The organism is Thalassobaculum sp., assembly GCF_965223715.1.
Classification (GTDB): domain Bacteria; phylum Pseudomonadota; class Alphaproteobacteria; order Thalassobaculales; family Thalassobaculaceae; genus Thalassobaculum.
Map to the genome: position 1 here is coordinate 3124766 of NZ_OZ245012.1, position 21166 is coordinate 3145931.

The window sequence follows — 21166 nt, forward strand, 5'->3', positions numbered from 1 at the left end:
TCCCGCGCCAGACGGGACGGCAGGCGGAGGAAACGAACGAGAGGAGAAGGCGATGGCGGGACAGCCGTTGGAGGGTGTCCGCATCCTGGCGGTCGAGCAGTATGGAGCCGGACCCTTCGGCACCATGTATCTCGCCAACCAGGGGGCCGAGGTCATCAAGGTCGAGAACCCGGCCGACGGCGGCGACATGGCGCGCGCCGTCGGCCCGTACTTCTTCGACGACGAGGGCCGCCAGAGCCAGTTCTTCCACTCGTTCAACCTGAACAAGCGCAGCGTCGCCCTCGACCTGCGCAGCGAGGAGGGGCGCCGGATCTTCCGGGAGCTGGCCGCCACCGCCGACGCCGTCACCAACAACCTGCGCGGCGACGTGCCGGAGAAGCTCGGCATTGACTATGCCAGCCTGAAGGACGTGAACCCGAAGATCGTCTGCGCCCACCTGTCGGCCTATGGCCGCGACGGGTCGCGCAAGACCTGGCCGGGCTACGACTACCTGATGCAGGCCGAGGCCGGCTGGTTCTCGGTCACCGGCGAGCCGGGATCGCCGCCGAGCCGCTTCGGCCTGTCGGTGGTCGACCTGATGACCGGCGTCACCATGGCCTTCGGCGTGACCTCCGCCATCCTGCTGGCGCGCCAGACCGGCGAGGGCCGCGACGTCGATGTCAGCCTGTTCGACCTGGCGCTGCACACCGTGACATACCTGTCCACCTGGTACCTGAATGCCGGCCATGTGCAGGACCGGCTGCCGCGCTCGGCCCATCCGTCCCTCACCCCCTGCCAGACCTATAAGACCAAGGACGGCTGGATCTACCTGATGTGCAACAAGGAGAAGTTCTGGCCGGCCCTGTGTCAGAAGATCGGGCGTCCCGAGCTGGCGACCGATCCGCGCTTCGCCACCTTCAAGGCCCGGCTGGCCGAGCGGCCGGCGATCCAGGAGATCCTGGATGACGCCCTGTCGGCAAAGACCACGGCCGAATGGATGACGGAGTTCGGCGGCTCCGTGCCCGCCTCGCCGATCCTCGACATCGCCGACGCCATGGACAATCCCTTCGTCGCCGAGCGCGACGGCATCCATTCCTTCCCGCCGCCGCTCGACCGGGCGGCGCCGGGGCTAGAGGAGGCCTTCCGCATGGTCGCCCATCCGATCCGGAATTCCGGCTCCGCCCCGCCGAAGAACCCCGGACCCGAACTCGGCGGCGACACTGACTCCCTGCTGACCGAGCTCGGCTATGGCAGCGAGCAGATCGCGGCCCTGCGCAAGGCGGGAGCGGTCGGATGAGTGTGAAGCTGGCTTTCATCGGCTTCGGCGAGGCCGGTCCGGAACTCGCCAAGGGTCTCCTCGGCGCGGGAGCCAAATCCGTCGCGACCTACGACATCCTGGCGGCCGACCCGGCCACCCGCGACGCCTGGCGCGCCAAGGCCGAGAGCTTCGGCGCTACCCCCTGCGACACGCCCGCGGAAGCCGTGGCCGAGGCCGACCTGATCCTGTCGACGGTTACCTCCGAACGGGCGCTGGAGGCGGCGGAGAGTGCCGCCCCGCATCTGCGCCAGGGTCAGCTCTATCTCGACCTGAACTCCTGCGCGCCCGGCAAGAAGGTGAAGGCGGCGAAGGCGGTGGAGAGCAGTTCGGCGGCCCGCTACGTCGACGTGGCGGTGATGGACACCGTGCTCGGCCGCGGCCATGTCGTGCCGATGCTGCTGGCGGGCGAGGCGGCCGAGGCGGTGGCACAGACCATGACCGGCCTTGGCATGAAAGTGGAGGTGGTCGGCACCGAGATCGGTCAGGCCTCCACCATCAAAATGGCCCGCTCGGTCTTCATGAAGGGGATCGAGGCGATCCTATGCGAGAGCCTGGTGGCGGCCGACCGGGCCGGCGTGGCCGACCGGGTGCTGGCCTCCATCCAGTCCACCTTCCCCGGCCTCGACTGGCGCCAGGTGGCGACGTTCCACATGGGCCGCATGGCGCTGCACGGGCGGCGCCGGGCGATCGAGATGGAGAGCGTGGCCGACACCCTGCGTGACCTCGGCCTGGAGCCGTCCACGGCAGTGGGCACCCGGGACCGGCAGATGTGGGTCGCCGATCTCGGCCTGCGCGAGCATTTCGTCGGCCGCGATCCGGAGACCCTGGAGGAGTTCCTGGAGGCGGTGACGGAGGCGTCGGCGAAACCCGCTTCCCTCTAGACAAGAAATCTCTTGCTATTACATGGTGACGTGCGGCCGGGAACGACGCGGAGCCGCACGCCCAGACACCGCGTATCTGCACACCGCGCACCGGCCACCCGTGGGGTCCCTCCACGGCCAAGAGTTTCACGAGAGGAGAGCCGCAATGGCCTTTGAACTTCCCGATCTGCCGTATCCGCACGACGCCCTGGCGCCGGTCATGTCTAAGGAGACCTTGGAGTACCACCACGACAAGCACCACAACGCCTATGTCGTGAACGGCAACAAGCTGCTCGAGGGCAGCGGCCTGGAAGGCAAGTCGCTGGAGGAGATCGTCAAGGCCTCCTACGACGGCGGCAAGGGCGGCGGGCTGTTCAACAACGCCTCGCAGCACTGGAACCACATCGAGTTCTGGAAGTGGATGAAGCCGAATGGCGGCGGCAACATCCCGGGCGAGCTGGAGAAGAAGATCGTCTCCGACTTCGGCAGCGTCGACAAGATGAAGGAGGACTTCATCGCGGCCGGTGTGGGTCAGTTCGGTTCCGGCTGGTGCTGGCTGATCCTCGGCAAGGACGGCAAGCTCGCCATCACCAAGACCCCGAACGGCGTGAACCCGCTCGCCACCGGCGAGGGCACGGCCCTGCTCGGCTGCGACGTGTGGGAGCACTCCTACTACATCGACTACCGCAACGCCCGTCCGGACTACGTGAAGGCGTTCGTGAACGATCTGGTCAACTGGGAGCGCGTCGCCGAAATCTTCGGTAAGGCTTCCTGAACGTCGTGATCATTCATACTTTCGGGGCCGATTGCAGCTAAAGCGCAAAGGGTGGCCGAGAGGACGGTAAACTGACGACAATTGACATAGGGTCGGCGCCGAAAGTATCCATTCGGCGCCGGCCTTTCTCTTTTCGGGCACTGCCGCCGTCGACTAATACAACGGCGCCTCTAGTATGCCCCACCACTGTTCAACCATTGACAAATCAACAATCCGGTTCGCGAATCGGGCTTGTTTGCGTTGACGTGGGCATGCGACAGTTTTTGACGCTACAAATCGTCCAGGGGCAAATGGACATGGGGGATGACGACGGAAACGGCGTCGGCAGGGGGTTCTGGCTGACCCAGGCGGGTCGCGAGGATCGGCACTCCGACGGTGCGGGTGGGGAAGCGCCGATGCTGTTCACCATGCTGCACCATTTCGGCTGGGTGGATGTGGGGATCCATCCGGACCGGGCCGTGGTACGCCTGAACCCCAGCACCGCCTGCGCGGAGGCGCTTCAGGCGCTGCCGCAGCACCTGGCGGAAGAAGCCCCCGGTACGATGATCGAACTGGTCCTGATCGACCAGGACGCCGGACCCGTGGATATCGCCTTCCTCGAACGGGAGAGCGCCTGCCGCTACCTCGACACGGTCACGAGCCAGCGCCCGGACGCGGTCGGCGAGGACCGCTCGGTCTGGGGGGCCGAGGCGTTCCCGATGCCCCTACCCTACGAGCTCTCCGAGACGCTGCGCTATCCGCTGGCTTCGCCTCTGCTGCAGGATCTCGACGGCCACGGCCATGTGGACGAGGAGCGGTTCGCCCGCAGCCTCGCCATGGCGGAATGGCTGGCGCCGGTGAACACGGCGGACTCCCTCAAGGACCGCCGGCTGGTCGAGCCGACCCCGGAGATGGTGAGCTTCGCGCTGCGGTCGCTCGGCTGGGTCGGCATCAAGCGCAGATGGAGCCTGCACGGCACCTCCTTCCGCTCCTCGGTGCCGGAAGTGGTCGCCCTCGACCCGGTGGCGATCCGCCGCGAGGCGCTGAACCAGCTCGTCGCCCTGTGCGAGGTGTGGGCGCCCATGGGTGGCGAGGTGACCTTCGCCTGGTGGAACGGCATGGCCTGGGTCCGCGAAAAGGGCCGGCCGGTACAGCTCGCCGACCGCCTTCGGGCGATCTGCCGCATCGCCGCCAATGACGAACCGCTTACCCTGGTCGACAGCATCGAGGTGCCGATCCACCAGATCCTCGCGTCCGGCCAGGCCTGGGCTGCGACCCATCCCTTCTCCCTCACGCTCACGCGCTGGCAGGAAGAAAAGGCCGGCGCGGGAACGGGCGAGGCCATGCTGCGCGACCTGGAGCGGCTGGGCCTGTTCCAGACCCGCACCAAGCTCCTGGTGGTGGATGCGAACGAGGACCTGCGGATCGCTCGCTACGCCCCCGGCCAGGTCCAGGTCTGGGACGACCGGGCGCACCGGGCCATGGAAGGCTCGCGGCTGATCGACGTGCCCGACCGCGGCCTCGGTCTCTGCGTCCAGCGCGACCTGCGCTCGGTGCAGCGCCGGCGCGAACCGGTGCTGCACCGCTGCAACGGCGTGGTCGCCGGCAGCGACGGCCTGCAGGTGGTCCAGTGGTCGCGCCTGACCGTGCCGCTGTTCAGCGCCAGCGACAACCGCGAGCGGGTCAGCGCGCTCCTGTCGACCTGCGAGCTGGAGCACGCAGCCCCGATCTGAGGGCGTTCAGCCCCCGCCTCGCACCGCCCGCGCCGGGACCTCGACCGGGGCCGCCACCAGCGGATGCGCGTCCGGCCGCTCCACGAACTGCGCCACATCGGCGACCACCGCGTCCCGGGTCCGGCCCAGCAGCCACATCCGGGTACGCTCCGGCTTGTGCGGCCGCAGCCAGCGCACGCCGGAATGGGCCTCGTTGAACCGGTATTTCGAGGCGTTCTTGGCATAGACCTCGTCCTCGGCGATCGAGACCATGGGGGCGGCGTCCCACTTGGCCAGGGCCAGGGCGCAACCCGCCGTGGTCAGCACCTCGGCCAGGACCGTGCGGCCGCGCCAGGCCGGGGCCAGCCACAGCCCGCCGATATAGGTGCAGCTCCGCCGCACTGAATTGGCATAGGCGTCGGCCTCCTCGCTCAGCACGAAACGCTCGCCGCTCGCCATGTCGCGGGCCGGCGTGTTGTAGAAGAACGACAGGGTCGACAGCCAGTCGCCCAGCGTGCGCTGACCCAGGTCGAACCGCCGGATGGCGAAGGTGGCGATCCGCTCCGAGCTTACGTCCTGCACGCTCATCCAGACCGCCGCCCCGCGTCGGAACGGCACGGCGGCCGGGTTGAACGCGTTCGGCATGAACTTGCCGGTCTCCCGGCAGACCTGGTCGAAGCCGCTCATGTCGTCATCGACCGCCATCTCCAGCCCGTACTGATCGAGCAGCGCGTTCAGCCGAAGAAAATACTCGGCGAACAGGTCGCGCTCCGGCAGGGCCGGGGTTCCGACGGTCGCCAGCAGGCGGTTCTTGTATGGTATGGTACTCATGGCTCGACTCCCATCCCTGATAGCCCGAGTTAAGAGAACAGTCATACGCGAATAACGTGTGTTCCTTCAGAGACCAGCAAACGACTCGGGGGGCCTTCGCGAGTCGCCTCCCGGCCCGCGACGTCCTATAGAGGCCGGGTGGAAACGAATCGGATGCCACCAATGCCCAGCCTCTCGCCGCCCGTGCCGGAGACCGAGCGGAGTCCTGCCGTGTTTCTCGACCGGGACGGCGTCCTGAACGTCGATACCGGCTTCGCCCACCGGCCCGATCAGATCGCCTGGGTGGCCGGCGCGCCGGCGGCCGTGGCGCGCCTGAACGCGGCCGGATACCGGGTCTTCGTCGTCACCAACCAGTCGGGCGTCGCCCGGGGCCTGTACGGCACCGAGGAGGTGGAGGGCCTGCATCGCTGGATGGGCGAGACGCTGCTGGGCCAGGGCGCGCGGATCGACGACTGGCGCTACTGCCCGTACCATCCCGAGCACCAGAGCGTGCGCTTCGCCGACAAGGCCTCCTGGCGCAAGCCGGCCCCGGGCATGCTGCTCGACCTGATGGAAACCTGGCCGGTGGACCGGGCCGGATCCTTCATGATCGGCGACAAGCAGAGCGACATGGCGGCGGCGGCCGCCGCCGGGATCGACGGCTACCTGTTCGAGGCCGGCGACCTGGACAGCTTCGTCGCCGGCATCCTCGCCGCGCGGACCGGAGAGCGCGGATGACGCGGATCCATCCCGTCCTGCTCTGCGGCGGTGCGGGCACCCGGCTCTGGCCGCTGTCGCGCACGGCCTATCCCAAGCAGTTCCTAACCCTGCAGGGCCAGCACACCATGCTGCAGACCACCGCCCTGCGGGTCTCCGACCCGGCGATCTTCGCCCCGCCCGTCGCGGTCGCGACTACCGAGCACCGGTTCATCGTCGCCGAGCAGATGCGGGCGGTCGGGATCGAGCCTGCGGCGATCCTGCTGGAGCCGGTCGGGCGCGGCTCGGCCCCGGCGGCCATCTGCACCGCACTGCACCTGCTGGCCGACGATCCGGACGCGGTCCTTCTGCTGCTGGCGGCCGACCATGCCATGACCCGGCCGAAGGCTTTCCTGGACGCGATCGCCGCCGCCCTGCCGGCGGTGCGGGACGGCCGGATCGTGACCTTCGGCATCGCCCCGGATCGGCCCGAGACCTCCTACGGCTACATCCTGGCCGGCGGGGAGGCGGCGGACGGAGCCCGCCCGGTGGCGCGGTTCGTGGAGAAGCCGGATGCGGCGACGGCACGGGGCTATCTGGCCGATGGCGGCTATCTCTGGAATTCCGGCAATTTCCTTGCCTCGGCGGCCACCCTGGAACGGGAGGCGGCCCGCTTCGAGCCCGAGCTCCTGGCCCGGTGCCGAGCCGCCCTGTCCCGCGCCCGCACCGACCTCGACTTCCTGAGGCTGGCCGACGACGCCTATCGGCGGATGGAGACGGTCTCGATCGACGTGGCGATCATGGAGCGCACGGACAGGGCCTCGGTGATCGCCTGCGACCCCGGATGGAGCGATATCGGTTCGTTCGACGCCCTGGCCGATGTGCTGGGCAGAGACGGCGACGGCAATGCCGCCACCGGGCCGGTCCGGCACCTGGACAGCCAGGGCACGGTCGCACTCTCCAGCGGCCCGCTGGTCGCGACCCTGGGCCTGCGCAACACCGTCGTGGTGGCGACCGAGGATGCCGTACTCGTCGCCGACGCCTCACGGGTCCAGGAGATCCGCACCGTTGTCGACCGGCTGCGGGCGGACGGCCATGGCGAGGTCGACGGCCATGCGGTGGTGCACCGCCCCTGGGGCTCGTACCGCAACCTGGACATGGGCGACGGCTTCCTGGTGAAGCAGATCCGCATCAAGCCGGGCGGCCGGCTGTCGCTGCAGACCCACGCCCACCGGGCCGAGCACTGGGTGGTGATCGAGGGCGAGGTGCGGGTCACTCTCGGCCCGGCGGCCGACCGGCTCGAGGTGGTGGAACTCTCGGCGCACCAGTCCATCGATATCCCGCTGGGCTGGGTGCATCGCCTGGAGAACGTGACCGCATCCCCGGCGGCGGTGGTGGAGGTCCAGTCCGGCGACCTTCTGTCGGAGGACGATATCGTGCGGATGGACGACGTCTACGGCCGCGGCGGCGCCTCGTAGCGGGGCATGCGGAATGCCGCTCAAAGGCTTCTCAAAAATCTCCAAAATTTTATTAAAAAATTAATCCGAATATGGAAGACTCCCGGGGTGATTCGCCCGCCCCCTGGATCCCGTGCCGACCGACATGCCTCGCTTCGCCTTTGCCGCTCTCTGCCTCCTCACCCTTCTCCTCAGCCCCGTCGCCCAGGCGGCCGATCGCGGCCCCGGCTATTACGAGGCGGTGATCCATTACTGCTACGGCGGCGACCTGGCGGACAGGATCGGCCGCGACCCGTCGAGCCGGTCGATGTTCGGCTCGGCCAACCAGAAAGCCGCCCTGGCCGATCTCCGCGCCGCGCTGAAGCGGGGTGAGAAGGCGGTGACCGCCCTGTGCGCCGCCACCTACTACCGGGCGATCCAGGCCGGCTACGTGACCGAGATCCGCCAGACCAAGAGCGACTGACGGTCCGTCAGACCTCCAACCATTCCCGGCGGACCTGATCGTTGGCGGCGAACTCCGCCGGCGTGCCCTCGAACACCAGATGGCCGTGGCCCATCACCAGCAGGCGCTGGGAGATCTTCAGGGCGATGGTCAGCTTCTGCTCGACCAGCAGGATGGCCACGCCGCGCCGGGCGATCTCCTCCAGCAGGACGGCGACCTTCTCCACCATCAGCGGGCTCAGCCCCTCGGTCGGTTCGTCCACCATGACCAGGTCCGGGTCGCCCATCAGGGTCCGGCACATGGTGAGCATCTGCTGCTCACCGCCCGACAGGGCGCCGGCCACCACGTCGGCCCGCTCCTTCAGGTTGGAGAACAGCTCGAACATGTCGTCCATCGACCAGCGGTCGTCCGGCTTCGGCTTGGCCGACTTCATGCCCAGGATCAGGTTCTGGCGCACGGTGAGGGTGGGAAAGATATCCCGGTTCTCGGGCACGTAGCCGATGCCCAGATGGGCGACCTGATGCGGTTTCAGCCCGGCGATCTCCTGGCCGCGCAGGCGGATGGACCCGACCGGCGGCACCTCCCCCATGATCGCCTTGCAGGTGGTCGTCCGACCCACCCCGTTGCGGCCGAGCAGGCTGACGATCTCGCCCTCGCCCACCTCGAAACTGACGCCCTGCAGGATGTGGCTCTTGCCGTAATAGGCATGGAGGTCGGTGACCTGGAGCATCAGTGCACCTCCTCTTCGGCGGACTCGACGGCACCGAGATAGGCCTCCTGCACCGCCTTGCTGGCCCGCACCTCTTCCGGCGTGCCGGTGGCGATGATCTCGCCATAGACCAGGACCGAGATCCGGTCGGCCAGGTTGAACACCACGCCCATGTCGTGCTCGACCATGACCAGGGTCCGGCCCTGGGTGACCCGGCGGATCAGGTCGACCACCCCCTCGGTCTCGCTGTGGCTCATCCCGGCGGTCGGCTCGTCCAGCATGATCACGTCGGCGCCGCCGGCGATGGTGATGCCGATCTCCAGCGCCCGCTGCTCCGCATAGGCGAGCACCCCGGCCGGCAGGTCGCAGCGCGCCAGCAGGCCGATCTCGTCGAGGATCTGGGCGGCCCGCTCATTCAGCGCGCGCTCGGTATCGACCAGCCGCCAGAAACTGTTCTGGTACCCCATCGACCAGAGCAGCCCGCAGCGCACGTTCTCGAACACGCTGAGCCGCGGGAAGATGTTGGTGATCTGGAACGACCGGCTGAGCCCCATGCGGTTGATCTGATAGGGCTGGAGCTCGGTGACCTCGGTGCCGTTCAGAAGAATGGTGCCGGCGGTCTTGGAATACTTGCCGCTGATTAGGTGGAACAGGGTCGACTTGCCAGCCCCGTTCGGGCCGATAATGGCGTGGCGCTCGCCAGTCGGGATTTCCAGGTCGATGCCCCGGATGATCTCGGTGGGTCCGAAGCTCTTGCGGACGCCCTGCATCTGAAGGGCGGCGGTCATGGCGCGGCTCCCATATGACCGTTGGCCCTGGCAAAGGCGTCGCGCAGACGCGGTGCGAGGCGGATCAACCCGTAGCCGCCTCCGCCGGCCAGGACCAGGGCGACCACCCAGGGCAGCACCGTGGAGACGTCCAGGGTCAGGCCGAAGACATGGGCCTCGCTCTCGCCGACGACGCTCTGATTGGCGATGTTTCCCATCTCCAGCAGCAGAATGACGCCCGCCAGGAAGGCCAGCAGTGGCACCAGGGCGACAGCATAGGCCGAGGCCAGCGATCCGAGCCGGCCGGTCCTGAGCGCCGGCGCGTGCATCGCCACCAGCCCGGTCAGGCCGCGCGGCGCGTACATCACCGTCAGCACGAACAGGATGCCCACATAGAGCTGCCAAAGCTCGGTGTGGTTGGAGAGCACCGTCTGCAGAAGGGTCAGCACGATGGCGCCGACGATCGGTCCGACGAAGAAGCCGACCCCGCCGATGAAGGCCATCAGCAAGACCCAACCGGAGGTCACGAGGTTCAGGTTCTCCTCGGTCAGGATCTCGTAGTTGATCGCGAACAGGCCGCCCGCCATGCCGGCGAAGAAGCCGGACGCGCAGAATGAGACTAAGCGGACATATCGCTGGCTGTAGCCGACGAACTCGGCCCGCTCCTCGTTGTCGCGCACGGCATTGGCCATTCGGCCGGCCGGGGTGCGGGAGAACAGGTACATGAACAGCGCGGCGATCAGCACGATCCCGGCGATCAGGTAATAGACCTCGACCTCACTGAGAAACTCGGTGCCGAAGACCGGCGGTCCCATGGTGCGGTCGCCGCTCACCCCCTCCTCACCGCCGAAGAAGGCGACGAAGATGATCGAGCAGGCGGCCACCAGCTCGCCCACGCCGAGCGAGATCATGGCGAAGACCGTGCCCGCCCGGCGGGTGGAGAAGCTGCCGATCGGGATGGCGAAGGCGAGACCGAACAGCCCGCCCACGAAGGGCAGCAGCGGCAGGGGCAGCCACCAGCCGTCGTACTCCACGTAGTTCATCACATGGACCGACAGGAAGCCACCCAGCCCGAAATAGACCGCATGGCCGAAGGACAGCATCCCGCCCTGGCCCAGCAGCATGTTGTAGCTGAGCGCGAAGACGATGGAGATGCCCATCTGGTTCATGATCGTCACACCGACCGCCGAGGGGAACAGCAGCGGCATGATCATGAGGATCACGAAGGCGGCGCCCCAGATCGGCAGGGTGCGGCGGAAGGCGCCGCGGCGCATCTGGTCGTCGGCGACCCGCTTCCAGGCCGGCTCGGGCCCGGCCACGGCGGCGGTCGCGGCCGACCGCGTCTCGGTGGCGCTCATGTCTCGCGTTTCCCCATGAGCCCGCGCGGGCGGAAGATCAGGATCAGGACTAGCAGGATGTAGGGCAGGATCGGCGCCACCTGGGGCAGCGACAGGGTCCAGAGATCGCGCAGGGCGTGCTCGGAGTCGAAGCTGATGCCCAGCAGGTCGAGCAGGTCGCTGACCGACCAGTCTAGCGCGATGGCGAAGGTCTGCAGCCAGCCGATCAGGAGCGAGGCGACGAAGGCGCCGGCCAGCGAGCCGAGGCCGCCGACCACGATCACCACGAAGACGATGGAGCCGAGCACGAAGGCCATGCCCGGGAAGGTGCCGAGCGCCGGCCCGGCGATCACCCCGGCGAGGCCCGCCAGGGCCGAGCCGACGCCGAACACGCCCATGAACACCAGCGGCACGTTATGGCCGAGGTTGGAGACGGTGTGCGGGTGGGTGATCGCCGCCTGGATGATCAGCCCGACCCGGGTGCGGCTCAGCACCGTGAACAGGCCGATGAAGATGCCGACGGAGATCAGGATCATGAAAGCCTTGTAGGCCGGGAAGTTCTGCCCGTAGAGCGTGAACAGCGGGAACTGCAGGATCTCCGGCGCGGAGTAGTCCTTGGTCGCCTTGCCCCAGAAGAACTGGACGATCTCCTCGATCAGGAAGGCGAGGCCGAAGGTGAAGATCAGCTCGGCCACATGGCCGTGCTTGTGCACATGACGCAGGCCGTAGCGCTCCACCAAGGCGCCGGCGACGCCGACCAGCAGCGGCGCGATGATCAGCCCGGGCCAGAAGCCGACATAGGTGGAGATCGTGTAGGCGAAATAGGCCCCCAGCATATAGAAGCTGGCATGGGCGAAGTTGAGCACGCCCATCATGCTGAAGATCAGCGTGAGCCCGCTCGACAGCATGAACAGCAGCAGGCCGGTGACCAGCCCGTTCAGCAGCGAAAAAATCACAAGTTCGACCATGCGCCCGTCCCGTCATCTGCCATGGCGGTCGGCGGCGCCGGTTCGCCCCGGACAGGGCGGGACCGGCACCGCGCGGTTGGTCCGGATCAGGCGTCCGGCCGTTCCATCTGGCAGCTCGTCGGGCTGTCCTTGCCCGCCATGGCGACGGTCTTCTCGTCCATCAGGCCGTAGCCGGAATTGTCGGCGTCCACCACGATGTCCTTGTTGGTGTGCACCGAGATATGCACGTCCTGGATCGCCTGGTGGTCCGAGGGACGCATCCACACCTTGCCGCCCATGATCGTGTCGTACTCCATGCCCTCCAGGGCATAGGCGACCTTCACCGGGTCGGTGGTGCCGGCCTCTTCGATCGCCTTGGCCAGCATGGCGATGGTGTTGAAGATGCGCGGCTGGTTGATGTCGTTGTCCGGGTACTTGGCCTTGAACCCGTCGTTGAGCGCCTTGAACTCCGGCGTCGGCGGATTGAGCGTGCCTTCGCGCACCGAGCGGATGATCCCCTCGCCCAATTCGCCGAAGGTGGCGGTGATGCCGTCATGGGCGCCGTAATAGGTGTAGATCGGCGCGTCGACCCCGGCCTCGATGATCGCCTTGCCGAGGCCGACCATGTCCGCCCCCCAGTTGCCGGTGATCACCGCCTGGGCGCCCGACGCCTTGATCTTGGTGGCGTAGGGGGTGAAGTCCTTCACCTTGCCGATCGGGTGCAGCTCGTTGCCGACGATCTCGATGTCCGAGCGCTTCTCGCCCAGCATCTTCACCGCCGCGTCGGCCACCGCCTTACCGAAGCTGTAGTCCTGGCCGATGATGTAGACCTTCTTGATGTCCGGGTTCTCGGCGATGGAGTCGGTCAGGGCGTCCATCTTGATGTCGGCGTTCGCGTCGAAGCGGAAGTGCCAGAAATTGCACTTCTCGTTGGTCAGCGCCGGATCGACCGCCGAGTAGTTCAGGAACAGCACGCGCTGGTCCGGGTTGCGCTTGTTGTGCTTCTCGATAGCGTCGGTCAGGGCGTTGGCCACGCCCGAGGAGTTGCCCTGCACCACGTAGTTGATGCCGTCGCTGATCGCCCGCTTGAGCTGGATCAGGCTCTCCTTCGGGCTGATCTGGTTGTCCAGCGGCACGATCTCGAAGGTCCGGCCGCCGAGCACGCCGCCCTTCTCGTTGACCAGGACCTCCGCAGCGTACTCGAAGGACCGCAGGCCGGACTCGCCGGTGGTGGCGAAGGGTCCGGAAAGCGGGTCGATGAAGGCGATCTTGATGGGGTCTGCGGCCTCGGCGCCGGCGGAAACCGCCAAGGCAAGACCGAGCGTGGCGGCAAGCGCCGCCCTACGGGTAACCGTCATGTCATCCTCCCTCTGAACGGGCCGGTCACCACTTATTGGTCGCGGTGATCCGCCGCTTCGGAAAGCATGGCGGGTGCCCAGGAGCCGGTCAAGCGCGGCGGCAGGCGGCATCGGCTGCAGCCGATTCGCGCGAAACGCGACCGCAGACGGCGCCAGATCGCGCAGTGGCGGTCATTGTGGCTTTGAGCTGTTCGGGAAGGCAGATGGCGCGCCCGGGAAGATTCGAACTCCCAACCTCCTGATCCGTAGTCAGGTGCTCTATCCAGTTGAGCTACGGGCGCTGTTTCGTGGGGTGCCCCCCGCGAAGGAGGCGCAACCTACTCAAACCCCTCCCGCTTGGCAAGAGCCCTGATACGAAAAAGCTTCGGGCAAAAGAACTTGTTCGGATTCCGTGGTTTAAGTAGTATCCCAGCAGTGATTTGTGAGCGGGGTCGCTGGATAAATGCCGATGGAAATCTCGGAAGAGACATCCCTTGGCTCCTAACGCCGCGTATCGCATCATGGGCGCGCCCAGTCGCGAGGGGAGCGGCACGCGTTCTTCGGGGGTCCGGGTTGGGAATTAAAAGGGATGACGCGGTGATCGAATCGTTCGACTCCATGCGCCGCCTGGCCATTGTCGGTGCCGGCGTACTCGCCCTTGCGGGGTGCTCGTTCAGCAGCGATTCGCTGTGGCCGTCTCTGACCGGCGAGGCGCCCAGCGCCGACGCGCCGGCCGCCCAGAGCGTGGCCATACAGCCGTCCGCCGGTGAACGCTCGGGCTCGCCGCTGATCGGCGGCCCGCCGCCGCTCGGCAGCACAAACTTCGAGGTCCGCCCGCCGGCCACGATGGAGCCGACCGGCACCTTCGTCGGCGAGAAGGTCATCCAGCTGCGCGGCGACCTGGTCCGCCTGCAGGACAGCATCCGCGGCCATAACGGCACGCTGCAGTCCTTGCGCGCCACCACCGCCCAGAACGCGCTGAACTACCACCAGACGGTCGCCGGCATCGAATCCCGCCTCCAGGTCGGCACCACCCCGGGCAACCCCCAGCTCGTGGACCAGTGGAACAGCGCCCAGCGCCAGCTCGAGCAGGTGAACACCGACATTTCCAACATGAACGCGCTGGCCAACCGGGTCTCGTCCGACGCCGCGCTGTCGACCTACCTCCTGGAATCCGTGCGGGCCGCCTACGGCCTGTCGGGCGCGGTGGAGGCCGACCACGAGCAGCTCTCCATCCTCGAGGATGACACCAACCAGACCGTCGTGCTGATCGACCGGCTGCTGACCGAGCTGAGCGACGACATCCGCCGCCAGAGCTCCTACGCCGCGAACGAGCGCAACGACCTGAACACCATGGCCGTGGCGATCAAGAACGGCGAGCTGTTCGGCACGAGCCTGGCCAACCGCTCCTTCGGCGGGACCGGCATGGCAGCCACCCCGGGCGGCGCCAGCTTCCCGGCCCCGGCGAGCACCGGTGTGGCCGGCCGCCGGCCGCTGGTGGTGATCCGCTTCGACCGGCCGGGCGTGGAATACGAACAGCCGCTGTACAGCGCCGTGCGCCGCGCCCTGGAGACCCGTCCGGAAGCGATCTTCGACGTGATCGCCGTCAGCCCGCAATCGGCCAACCAGGGCCGCAATGCGCTCGATGCCAACCAGGCCAAGCGCAACGCCCAGACCGTGTTCCGCAGCCTCCAGGAGATGGGCCTGCCGCCGGGCCGGGTCGCCCTGTCGGCCCAGTCGGCTCCGGATGCGCGCACCAACGAAGTCCGCATCTACGTGCGCTGAGCGCGGATGACTGGAACAGAAGGGGCGGCCGGAGATCATCCGGGCCGCCCCTTCTCTTTCCGGCAACCGGTGATCCGGATCCGCACCGCCTGACGTAAAGACCGGTGGAGGTGCCCCATGACCCGGATCGTTAGCCGCCTGCGTCACCCGCTCGCCGCGATGCTTCTCGCCCTCGGCCTGCTGTCGGCCCCCGCCGCCGCCCAGACGGCCGAGGAGGCCGCCGCCTTCCGCGGCGTGATCTCGGCCCAGGTCGAGGCGTTCCGCGCCGATGCCTGGGAGACCGCCTTCTCCTACGCCTCCCCGGGTATCCGCACGATGTTCGGCGATGCCGACCGGTTCCGGTCGATGGTGACCGGCGCCTACGAGGCGGTCGCCCGGCCCCAGATCTTCGAGTTCGAGGAGGCCACCATGCTCGACGGCCGACCGACCCAGCCGGTCTTCGTGGTCGGCCCGGACGGGGTCGCCCGGCGGGCGCTCTACTTCATGGAGCAGCAGCCGGACGGGAGCTGGAAGATCGACGGCGTCGTGCTGGAGGCCCTGCCCGACCGCACCACCTGAGCTCACGCATTGCCACCGCTTCCCGAGGCCGGTATAGCCGGGGCATCACGGCGGCGCGGAGGCACTCCCCCATGAATGCAAGCAAGAACGACGACCTGCGTCGCTCCTTTCCGGTGTCCTGGGAAGAGCTGCACCGGACCGGCCGGGCGCTGGCCTGGCGGCTGCTGGATGTCGGCCCGTTCGAGGGCATCATCGGCATCACCCGCGGCGGCCTGGTGCCGGCCGCGATCGTCGCCCGCGAGCTGGAACTGCGCATGATCGACACGATCGGCGTGTCCAGCTACGCCGGCTATAACGGCCCGCGTGGCGAGCTGAAGATGGTGAAGCCGCCGTCCATGACCACCGACGGCGCCGGCTGGCTGATCGTCGACGACCTGGTCGATACCGGCGAGACCGCCAAGGTGGTGCGCGCCATGCTGCCCAAGGCGCATTTCGCCACGATCTACGCGAAGCCCGCCGGCCGGCCCCTGGTCGACACCTTCGTGACCGAGGTCAGCCAGGACACCTGGATCTATTTCCCGTGGGATCTGGAGCCGCGCCCGGTCGATCCGATCATCGGTCTGCGTCCGGCGACCTGACCGGCACGCTGTCGACGAAGCGCAGCTCGCCGATACGCACGGCGACGAAGACCCGGGCCGGTGCGCCGGCCCGCTCCACCGGCTCCAGGGTGCGCGGGTTACGTACCTCCAGGTAGTCGATGCCGTCGAAGGCGGCGGCATTCAGCGCGTCCAGCCCCCAGGCGACCTCGCCGGCCGGGGTGCTGACGCCGTCGGCAAGACGCCCGGCCATACGCTGCAGGATCCGGCTCAGATTGGCCACCCGCTCGCGGCCCGCCTCGTCCAGACGGTCGATCTCCGCGACCGGCGTGATGCCGCCGGGCCCGCGCGCGGCATCCACCACCCGGATCAGCGGCGCCCCGTCGCGGCCGGACAGCCGGGACGCGAGCACGCAGGCCCGCTGGAACACCGCCCCGCTCTGGTACAACCGGTCGGGGGCGATCAGCCCGATCAGCCGCTCGATCTTGCCCACCGCCTCGGTCAGCGACCGGCGGCCGTACTGACCCTCCATGGCGGCGGCGAAGTCGGGCAGGGCCTCGACCGGGAGCGGATCGAGCTCCCGCGGGGCGGCGTACAGGATGTCGGCGCCGTTGCGCGACAGCAGCGAGCGGCCCACCGGGTCGGTCAGCACGTCGGCCCGGGGTCCGGCGGCGACGACCACCCGGTCGCATTCCCGCGCCGCCAGGGCCAGCAGCACCAGATGGCCGACATGGGCCTCGCCGAGGACCGGCACCAGGCCGACGGAACAGCCGTCCTCCCGCCAGTCGCCAAGAATGCCGATCAGGGTATCGATGTCGGAGGTGACCTCGACATCCGTTCCCTCGTCACCTTCCAGGTTGAAGGAAACCGCCGGATCGTAGGGGCCGCCCCGGTCGCTCTCCGATTTTCCAACCCGTTTCGACATAGGCATTCACCAATGGCCCTGATCTTCCGGTCGCACGCGTCCCAACCGCAGGCGACCGGAGACCGCAGGGCGTCGACGACCGTGCCGTCCCAGTGCGGAAACGGCCATCCACCCTCCGGCAGGAGACTTCTGTTCGACGCACTTTCCCATGCCGTCCGGCCCGCGACCGTCGGCGAGACGCCACGCCAAATCCGCCCGATTCGGGCAAAGGCTACACCGCATAAACGAACCGCGGCAAAGCAAAATCTGCGCGCGGCGCCCCGCCCTTCCACCACGCGGCCGATCCGCTCAGCCAGCGCCGCGCGCGGGCAGGTTCATGCGGAACGTGGATCCGTCGGAGCCCGTGCGTTGCAGGGTCAGCGTGCCGCCATGGGCCTGGACCAGGTCCCGGGCAATGGTGAGGCCGAGGCCGGTGCCGTCGCGCCGGGTGGAGAACTGGAACGGCTGGAACAGCCGGCCACGTCCCTCCTCCGGGATGCCGGGGCCGTTATCGGCGATATCGACCAGCAGCCGGCCGCCCTCCTCCCAGGCGCTGACCTGCAAGGTGTCGGCACCGGCATTGACCGCGTTGGAGGCGATATTGGCGAGCACCCGGTACATCTGGTCCCGGTCGGCCTGAATGACCACGTCGCCCTGCTGGTTGAACAGGACCCTGGCCTCCTTGTCCTGCAACTCGGCCAGCTCCGCCCGCAGCTCGCCGACGAGATCGGCGAGACGGACCGGTGCCAGGGTCAGTGGCGGCGTCTCGCGGGTGAAGTTGAGGGTCGTGGAGCACAGGGCCACCGCCCGGTCGATCGCCTTCACCAGGGTGGGCGTCACCTTCTGGACGTCCGGATCCTGGCTGAGCGCCAGCCGGTCGGAGATCAGGGTGGCCGTGGACAGCATGTTGCGCAGGTCGTGGCTGATCTTGCTGACCGCCGTACCCAGGGCGGCGAGCCGGGTGCGCTGGCGCAGGGCCGCGCGCATCTCCTCCTTCATCAGGCCGAGTTCGCGCAGGGCCACGCCGATCTCGTCGCGCCGGCCCCGGTCGTCCAGGTCCGTGCTGCGGTCCTCCGGCCGCTTGCGGAAGGCCACCAGGCTCTCGGTGATCCGCTCCAGCGGCCGCACCAGCAGCCAGCGCAGGCTGACGAAGACCAGGGCGGCGGTGAAGACCGAGATCAGCACCGACAGGGTCAGGATGCGCCAGGAGTAGTCGTACATCACCCGGCGCAGCGGATACTCGTCGATGGTGATGCTGACCTCGCTCGCGGAATCCATCGGTGCCGGGCCGGTGACCCGCAGGATCCGGTTGCCGGTCTGGAACAGCGCCTCGAACGCGTCGAACACCAGGCCCATCGGCATCGGGTCGGTCAGCGAGACATGGACCTCACCCGACGGGAACATCGGACGGCTCAGCGACTTGGTGTCGCCGTCCGGTCCCTGCACCACGATCTCGTAGGCGCCCACATGGTCCAGCAGCTCGAAGGTCAGTTCCTGGCTGATGACCCGGTCGGGCGACCCGTCGATGGTCAGCGCGGCCAGATGGGCCTTGTCCAGCTTCTCGGTCAGGTAGGTCAGCCGGAACCGCGCGATCGACGGGGTGTAGATCAGCACCTCGGAGACCATCACGAAGAAGATGGTCAGGCACAGGACGCGAAAGGAAAGCGACCGCATCGTCCGTTCCGCCGGAAGCTCAGGCGAAGCGCATCAGGAAACGCACGATACGCCGGGTGCGCGCGGAGAACAGCTTGGGGACATACCAGCTTCCGGCCGCCCGCTTCGCCACCTCGGCCCGCGTCGGATACGGCACGACGAGGCCGGCGATGTCGGCCACCTTCAGCTTCTTGGCAATCGCCAGGGTGTATAGCGAGACGATCTCTCCGGCCCCCGTGCCGACCACGACGGCCCCCAGAATACGACCCTTTGGCGAGACGTAAAGTTTGGTGAAGCCGGCCACGTCGCGCTCGGCGATCGCGCGGTCGTTCTCGGCGAAGGGCCAGCGCAGCACCTCGAAGGCCTCGCCACGCTCGCGCAGCGCCGCCTCATCGGCGCCGACGCTGGCCAGTTCCGGGGAGGTATAGGTCACCCGCGGCAGCACCGGGTCGGATTCCGCCGGCAGCCGGAACAGCGCGTTGCGGATGACGATGCCGGCATGGAAGCCGGCCAGATGGGTGAACTGGGCGCCGCCCGCCGCATCGCCGACGGCGAAGACGCGGCGGTTCGTGGTGCGCAGGCGGCGGTCCAGCTTCAGGCGCCCGCGCTCGTCGGTCTCGATCCCGGCCCGGCCCAGGTCCAGTCCCTCGAACCCGACCCGACGGCCGACCGCCACCAGCAGGTGGCTGCCCTTCAGAACGGTCTCGCCCGCCTCGCCGCTCAACAGCAGCTCGACGCCCGCCTCGCCGGACGGGCCGGCATGCACGGCGGCGGCCCCTTCGTGGATCTCCACCCCGTCGCGCCGCAGGGACAGGCGCACCACCTCGGAGGCCTCGGCATCCTCGTTCCCCAGCAGGGATTTCGCCTCGACGAGCACCACCTCGCAGCCCAGCCGGGCATGGGCCTGGGCAAGCTCGCAGCCGATCGGCCCGCCGCCCAGGATCAGCAGCCGGCGCGGGCGCTCCTCCAGGTCGAACACCGTCTCGTTGGTGAGGAACGGGACACCGTCCAGCCCGGGGATCGGCGGTACGGCCGGGGTCGAGCCGGTGGCGATCACCACGAACTTCGCCTCGACCCGGAGGCCGCCGCCCTCGACGGTGCGCGGGCCGGCGAAGCGCGCCTCGGCCTGGACCACCCGGACGCCGAAACCGGTATAGCGCTCGACTGAGTCCATCGGCGCGATCTCGGCGATCACCCCCTGCACATGGTCGCGCACCCGCGCCCAGTCGACCGCCTTGACGTCCACGTCGACGCCGTAGCGGGCGGCGTGGGGTGCGGAATGGGCGGCGTGTCCGGCGGCGAGCAGTGCCTTCGACGGCACGCAGCCGACATTCAGGCAGTCGCCGCCCATGGCACCTTTCTCGAACAGGACGACGCGCGCCCCCATCTGCGAGGCGCCGGCCGCCACCGACAATCCGCCCGCTCCGGCGCCGATGACGCAGATATCCGCCTGGATGGTCTCGCTCATGCGCCGGCTCCTGCGATCAAACCAGTTTCCCTTTCGTCACTCCCCGGCCTTGTGCCGGGGCAAGGCCTGCGGCCGCTTCCAGGCTCAGGAACCACAATGCACACCGCCCGCCCAGCTCCAAGCGCTCGCCCCGGAATAAATCCGGGGAGTGTAAGAGGTTGGAGCTCATAAGACCGATTCCGAGCGCACCCCCACCTTCATCTCATCTCACTCCCCGGATTTAGTCCGGGGCCCACGATGGGGAACGCACCGCGGCCTGAACGACATCGGCTGACGCCCGTGCCTGTCCAGAGGTAGGCCCCGGAATGAATCCGGGGAATGGAGAAGGAATCTTCACCGGATCACGCCGAGGAGGTCTCGCCGCGGCGCAGGCGCTTGTAGAGCACCGGCACCAGAGCGAGCAGCGCCAGGCCGGCGATCGGGATCAGCACCCCGGGCTCCAGGAAGATGCCGGGCCCCGGCACCTCACCGCGGGCGAGGACCGTATCCAGGCCATTGCCCACCGACACGAAGACGAAGGTTCCGGGGATGATCCCGACCAGGGTGCCGATGAGGAACACCCGGGTGGACACGCCGAGCAGCGCCGGGACGATGTTGATCAGCCAGAACGGAAAGAGCGGCACGAGCCGCAGCACCAGCAGGTAGCTGAGCGCGTTCTCCTGGAACCCCTCCTCCAACCGCGCCACGAACGGCCCCGCCTTGGCCCGCAGGCTGTCGCCGATCGCCGTTCGGGCGGCGAGGAAGACGGCGAGCGCGCCGAACGTGGCGGCCAGCACCGTGATCACTGTGCCTTCCACCAGCCCGAAGACCAGCCCGCCGCTGACCGTCAGCACCAGGCCGACCGGCAGGGAGAAGGCGATAGACAGCGCATAGGCGGCCGCATAGCCGAGCCGGGCGAGCAGCGGGTTCGCCGCCACCCAGTCCTGCAGCAGATCGCGGTTGTCCGACAGCGCCTGGAACGACACGAACCGGTCGAGGTCGAAGGCGAAGAAGGCGACAAGGCCGCAGAGCAGCACGCCGACCGGCACCATCCTTCGCGCCCAGCCGGCCCGCTTGGTACCCTGCTCCTGCCTCACATCGCTCTGGTGCACGTGACCTCCGTTCGCGCCTTCTCGGCGCGGCATGACTCCATGATGG

At 68.2% G+C, this 21166-nt stretch carries 20 protein-coding genes and 1 tRNA gene; 10 read left to right on the top strand and 11 right to left on the bottom strand.

Annotated features, from left to right (window positions below):
* The first annotated feature begins 52 nt into the window (after positions 1-52).
* The 4 genes from ACOQOP_RS14385 to ACOQOP_RS14400 all read left to right on the top strand — a co-directional run bounded on the left by ACOQOP_RS14385 (position 53) and on the right by ACOQOP_RS14400 (position 4644).
* Positions 53-1276 carry a CaiB/BaiF CoA transferase family protein gene (locus ACOQOP_RS14385; protein WP_420562495.1) on the top strand — a complete coding sequence of 408 codons (1224 nt, stop codon included), beginning with the start codon at positions 53-55 and terminating at the stop codon, positions 1274-1276.
* Entirely contained in the window at positions 1273-2178 is a 906-nt protein-coding gene (locus tag ACOQOP_RS14390; RefSeq protein WP_420562496.1) for a DUF1932 domain-containing protein, read from the top strand. Before ACOQOP_RS14385 ends, ACOQOP_RS14390 begins: the two co-directional genes overlap by 4 nt.
* Positions 2179-2323: 145 nt before the next feature.
* Complete coding sequence (locus ACOQOP_RS14395) at positions 2324-2932, top strand: superoxide dismutase (RefSeq protein WP_420562497.1); 609 nt, start codon at positions 2324-2326, stop codon at positions 2930-2932.
* Between the two features lie 296 nt (positions 2933-3228).
* Complete coding sequence (locus ACOQOP_RS14400; protein WP_420562498.1) at positions 3229-4644, top strand: hypothetical protein; 1416 nt, start codon at positions 3229-3231, stop codon at positions 4642-4644.
* A gap of 6 nt (positions 4645-4650) precedes the next feature.
* On the opposite strand, the gene ACOQOP_RS14405 is transcribed toward ACOQOP_RS14400, so the two are convergent.
* Positions 4651-5454, bottom strand: coding sequence for a hypothetical protein (locus ACOQOP_RS14405; protein ID WP_420562499.1), 804 nt, complete (start codon positions 5452-5454; stop codon positions 4651-4653).
* A gap of 162 nt (positions 5455-5616) precedes the next feature.
* On the opposite strand from ACOQOP_RS14405, the gene ACOQOP_RS14410 reads away from it, so the two are divergent.
* The 3 genes from ACOQOP_RS14410 to ACOQOP_RS14420 all read left to right on the top strand — a co-directional run bounded on the left by ACOQOP_RS14410 (position 5617) and on the right by ACOQOP_RS14420 (position 8049).
* Complete coding sequence (locus ACOQOP_RS14410; protein WP_420562500.1) at positions 5617-6171, top strand: D-glycero-alpha-D-manno-heptose-1,7-bisphosphate 7-phosphatase; 555 nt, start codon at positions 5617-5619, stop codon at positions 6169-6171.
* Entirely contained in the window at positions 6168-7607 is a 1440-nt protein-coding gene (locus tag ACOQOP_RS14415) for a mannose-1-phosphate guanylyltransferase/mannose-6-phosphate isomerase (RefSeq protein ID WP_420562501.1), read from the top strand. Before ACOQOP_RS14410 ends, ACOQOP_RS14415 begins: the two co-directional genes overlap by 4 nt.
* A 124-nt stretch (positions 7608-7731) precedes the next feature.
* Positions 7732-8049, top strand: a complete 318-nt coding sequence (locus tag ACOQOP_RS14420) for a hypothetical protein (protein WP_420562502.1) — start codon at positions 7732-7734, stop codon at positions 8047-8049.
* Positions 8050-8056: 7 nt separating this feature from the next.
* Here ACOQOP_RS14420 and ACOQOP_RS14425 read toward each other — a convergent pair whose 3' ends face one another.
* From ACOQOP_RS14425 to ACOQOP_RS14450, 6 genes are all read right to left on the bottom strand, one after another.
* On the bottom strand, positions 8057-8758 hold the full coding sequence (locus ACOQOP_RS14425) for an ABC transporter ATP-binding protein (protein ID WP_420562503.1): 702 nt from the start codon (positions 8756-8758) through the stop codon (positions 8057-8059).
* Positions 8758-9525, bottom strand: coding sequence for an ABC transporter ATP-binding protein (locus ACOQOP_RS14430; protein WP_420562504.1), 768 nt, complete (start codon positions 9523-9525; stop codon positions 8758-8760). The genes ACOQOP_RS14425 and ACOQOP_RS14430 overlap by 1 nt, the downstream gene beginning before the upstream one ends.
* Positions 9522-10862 (bottom strand): branched-chain amino acid ABC transporter permease, encoded by a 1341-nt coding sequence (locus tag ACOQOP_RS14435; RefSeq protein ID WP_420562505.1) that lies wholly within the window; start codon positions 10860-10862, stop codon positions 9522-9524. Before ACOQOP_RS14435 ends, ACOQOP_RS14430 begins: the two co-directional genes overlap by 4 nt.
* Positions 10859-11809: a branched-chain amino acid ABC transporter permease gene (locus ACOQOP_RS14440; RefSeq protein WP_420562506.1), complete on the bottom strand. Its 951-nt coding sequence runs from the start codon at positions 11807-11809 to the stop codon at positions 10859-10861. Before ACOQOP_RS14440 ends, ACOQOP_RS14435 begins: the two co-directional genes overlap by 4 nt.
* Positions 11810-11895: 86 nt before the next feature.
* Entirely contained in the window at positions 11896-13146 is a 1251-nt protein-coding gene (locus ACOQOP_RS14445; protein ID WP_420562507.1) for a branched-chain amino acid ABC transporter substrate-binding protein, read from the bottom strand.
* Between the two features lie 204 nt (positions 13147-13350).
* A tRNA-Arg gene (locus ACOQOP_RS14450) sits at positions 13351-13427 on the bottom strand.
* Between the two features lie 295 nt (positions 13428-13722).
* Here ACOQOP_RS14450 and ACOQOP_RS14455 point away from each other — a divergent pair.
* The 3 genes from ACOQOP_RS14455 (at position 13723) to gpt (ending at position 16046) form a co-directional block, all read left to right on the top strand.
* Positions 13723-14910, top strand: a complete 1188-nt coding sequence (locus tag ACOQOP_RS14455) for a hypothetical protein (protein WP_420562508.1) — start codon at positions 13723-13725, stop codon at positions 14908-14910.
* A gap of 117 nt (positions 14911-15027) precedes the next feature.
* Positions 15028-15468 (top strand): DUF4864 domain-containing protein, encoded by a 441-nt coding sequence (locus tag ACOQOP_RS14460; protein ID WP_420562509.1) that lies wholly within the window; start codon positions 15028-15030, stop codon positions 15466-15468.
* Positions 15469-15539: 71 nt separating this feature from the next.
* A complete protein-coding gene (gene gpt / locus ACOQOP_RS14465; RefSeq protein WP_420562510.1) occupies positions 15540-16046 on the top strand; it encodes a xanthine phosphoribosyltransferase in 507 nt (168 codons plus the stop codon).
* On the opposite strand, the gene ACOQOP_RS14470 is transcribed toward gpt, so the two are convergent.
* The 4 genes from ACOQOP_RS14470 to ACOQOP_RS14485 form a co-directional block, all read right to left on the bottom strand.
* On the bottom strand, positions 16021-16929 hold the full coding sequence (locus tag ACOQOP_RS14470) for a pantoate--beta-alanine ligase (protein ID WP_420562511.1): 909 nt from the start codon (positions 16927-16929) through the stop codon (positions 16021-16023). The two genes, gpt and ACOQOP_RS14470, sit on opposite strands and share 26 nt — an antisense overlap.
* Before the next feature lie 288 nt (positions 16930-17217).
* The gene (locus tag ACOQOP_RS14475; protein WP_420562512.1) at positions 17218-18582 is read right to left on the bottom strand and encodes a sensor histidine kinase; all 1365 of its coding nucleotides are present in this window, start codon (positions 18580-18582) and stop codon (positions 17218-17220) included.
* Between the two features lie 19 nt (positions 18583-18601).
* Positions 18602-20029: a dihydrolipoyl dehydrogenase family protein gene (locus ACOQOP_RS14480; protein WP_420562513.1), complete on the bottom strand. Its 1428-nt coding sequence runs from the start codon at positions 20027-20029 to the stop codon at positions 18602-18604.
* 341 nt (positions 20030-20370) lie between these two features.
* Entirely contained in the window at positions 20371-21120 is a 750-nt protein-coding gene (locus tag ACOQOP_RS14485; protein WP_420562514.1) for a TVP38/TMEM64 family protein, read from the bottom strand.
* Positions 21121-21166 lie beyond the last annotated feature (46 nt).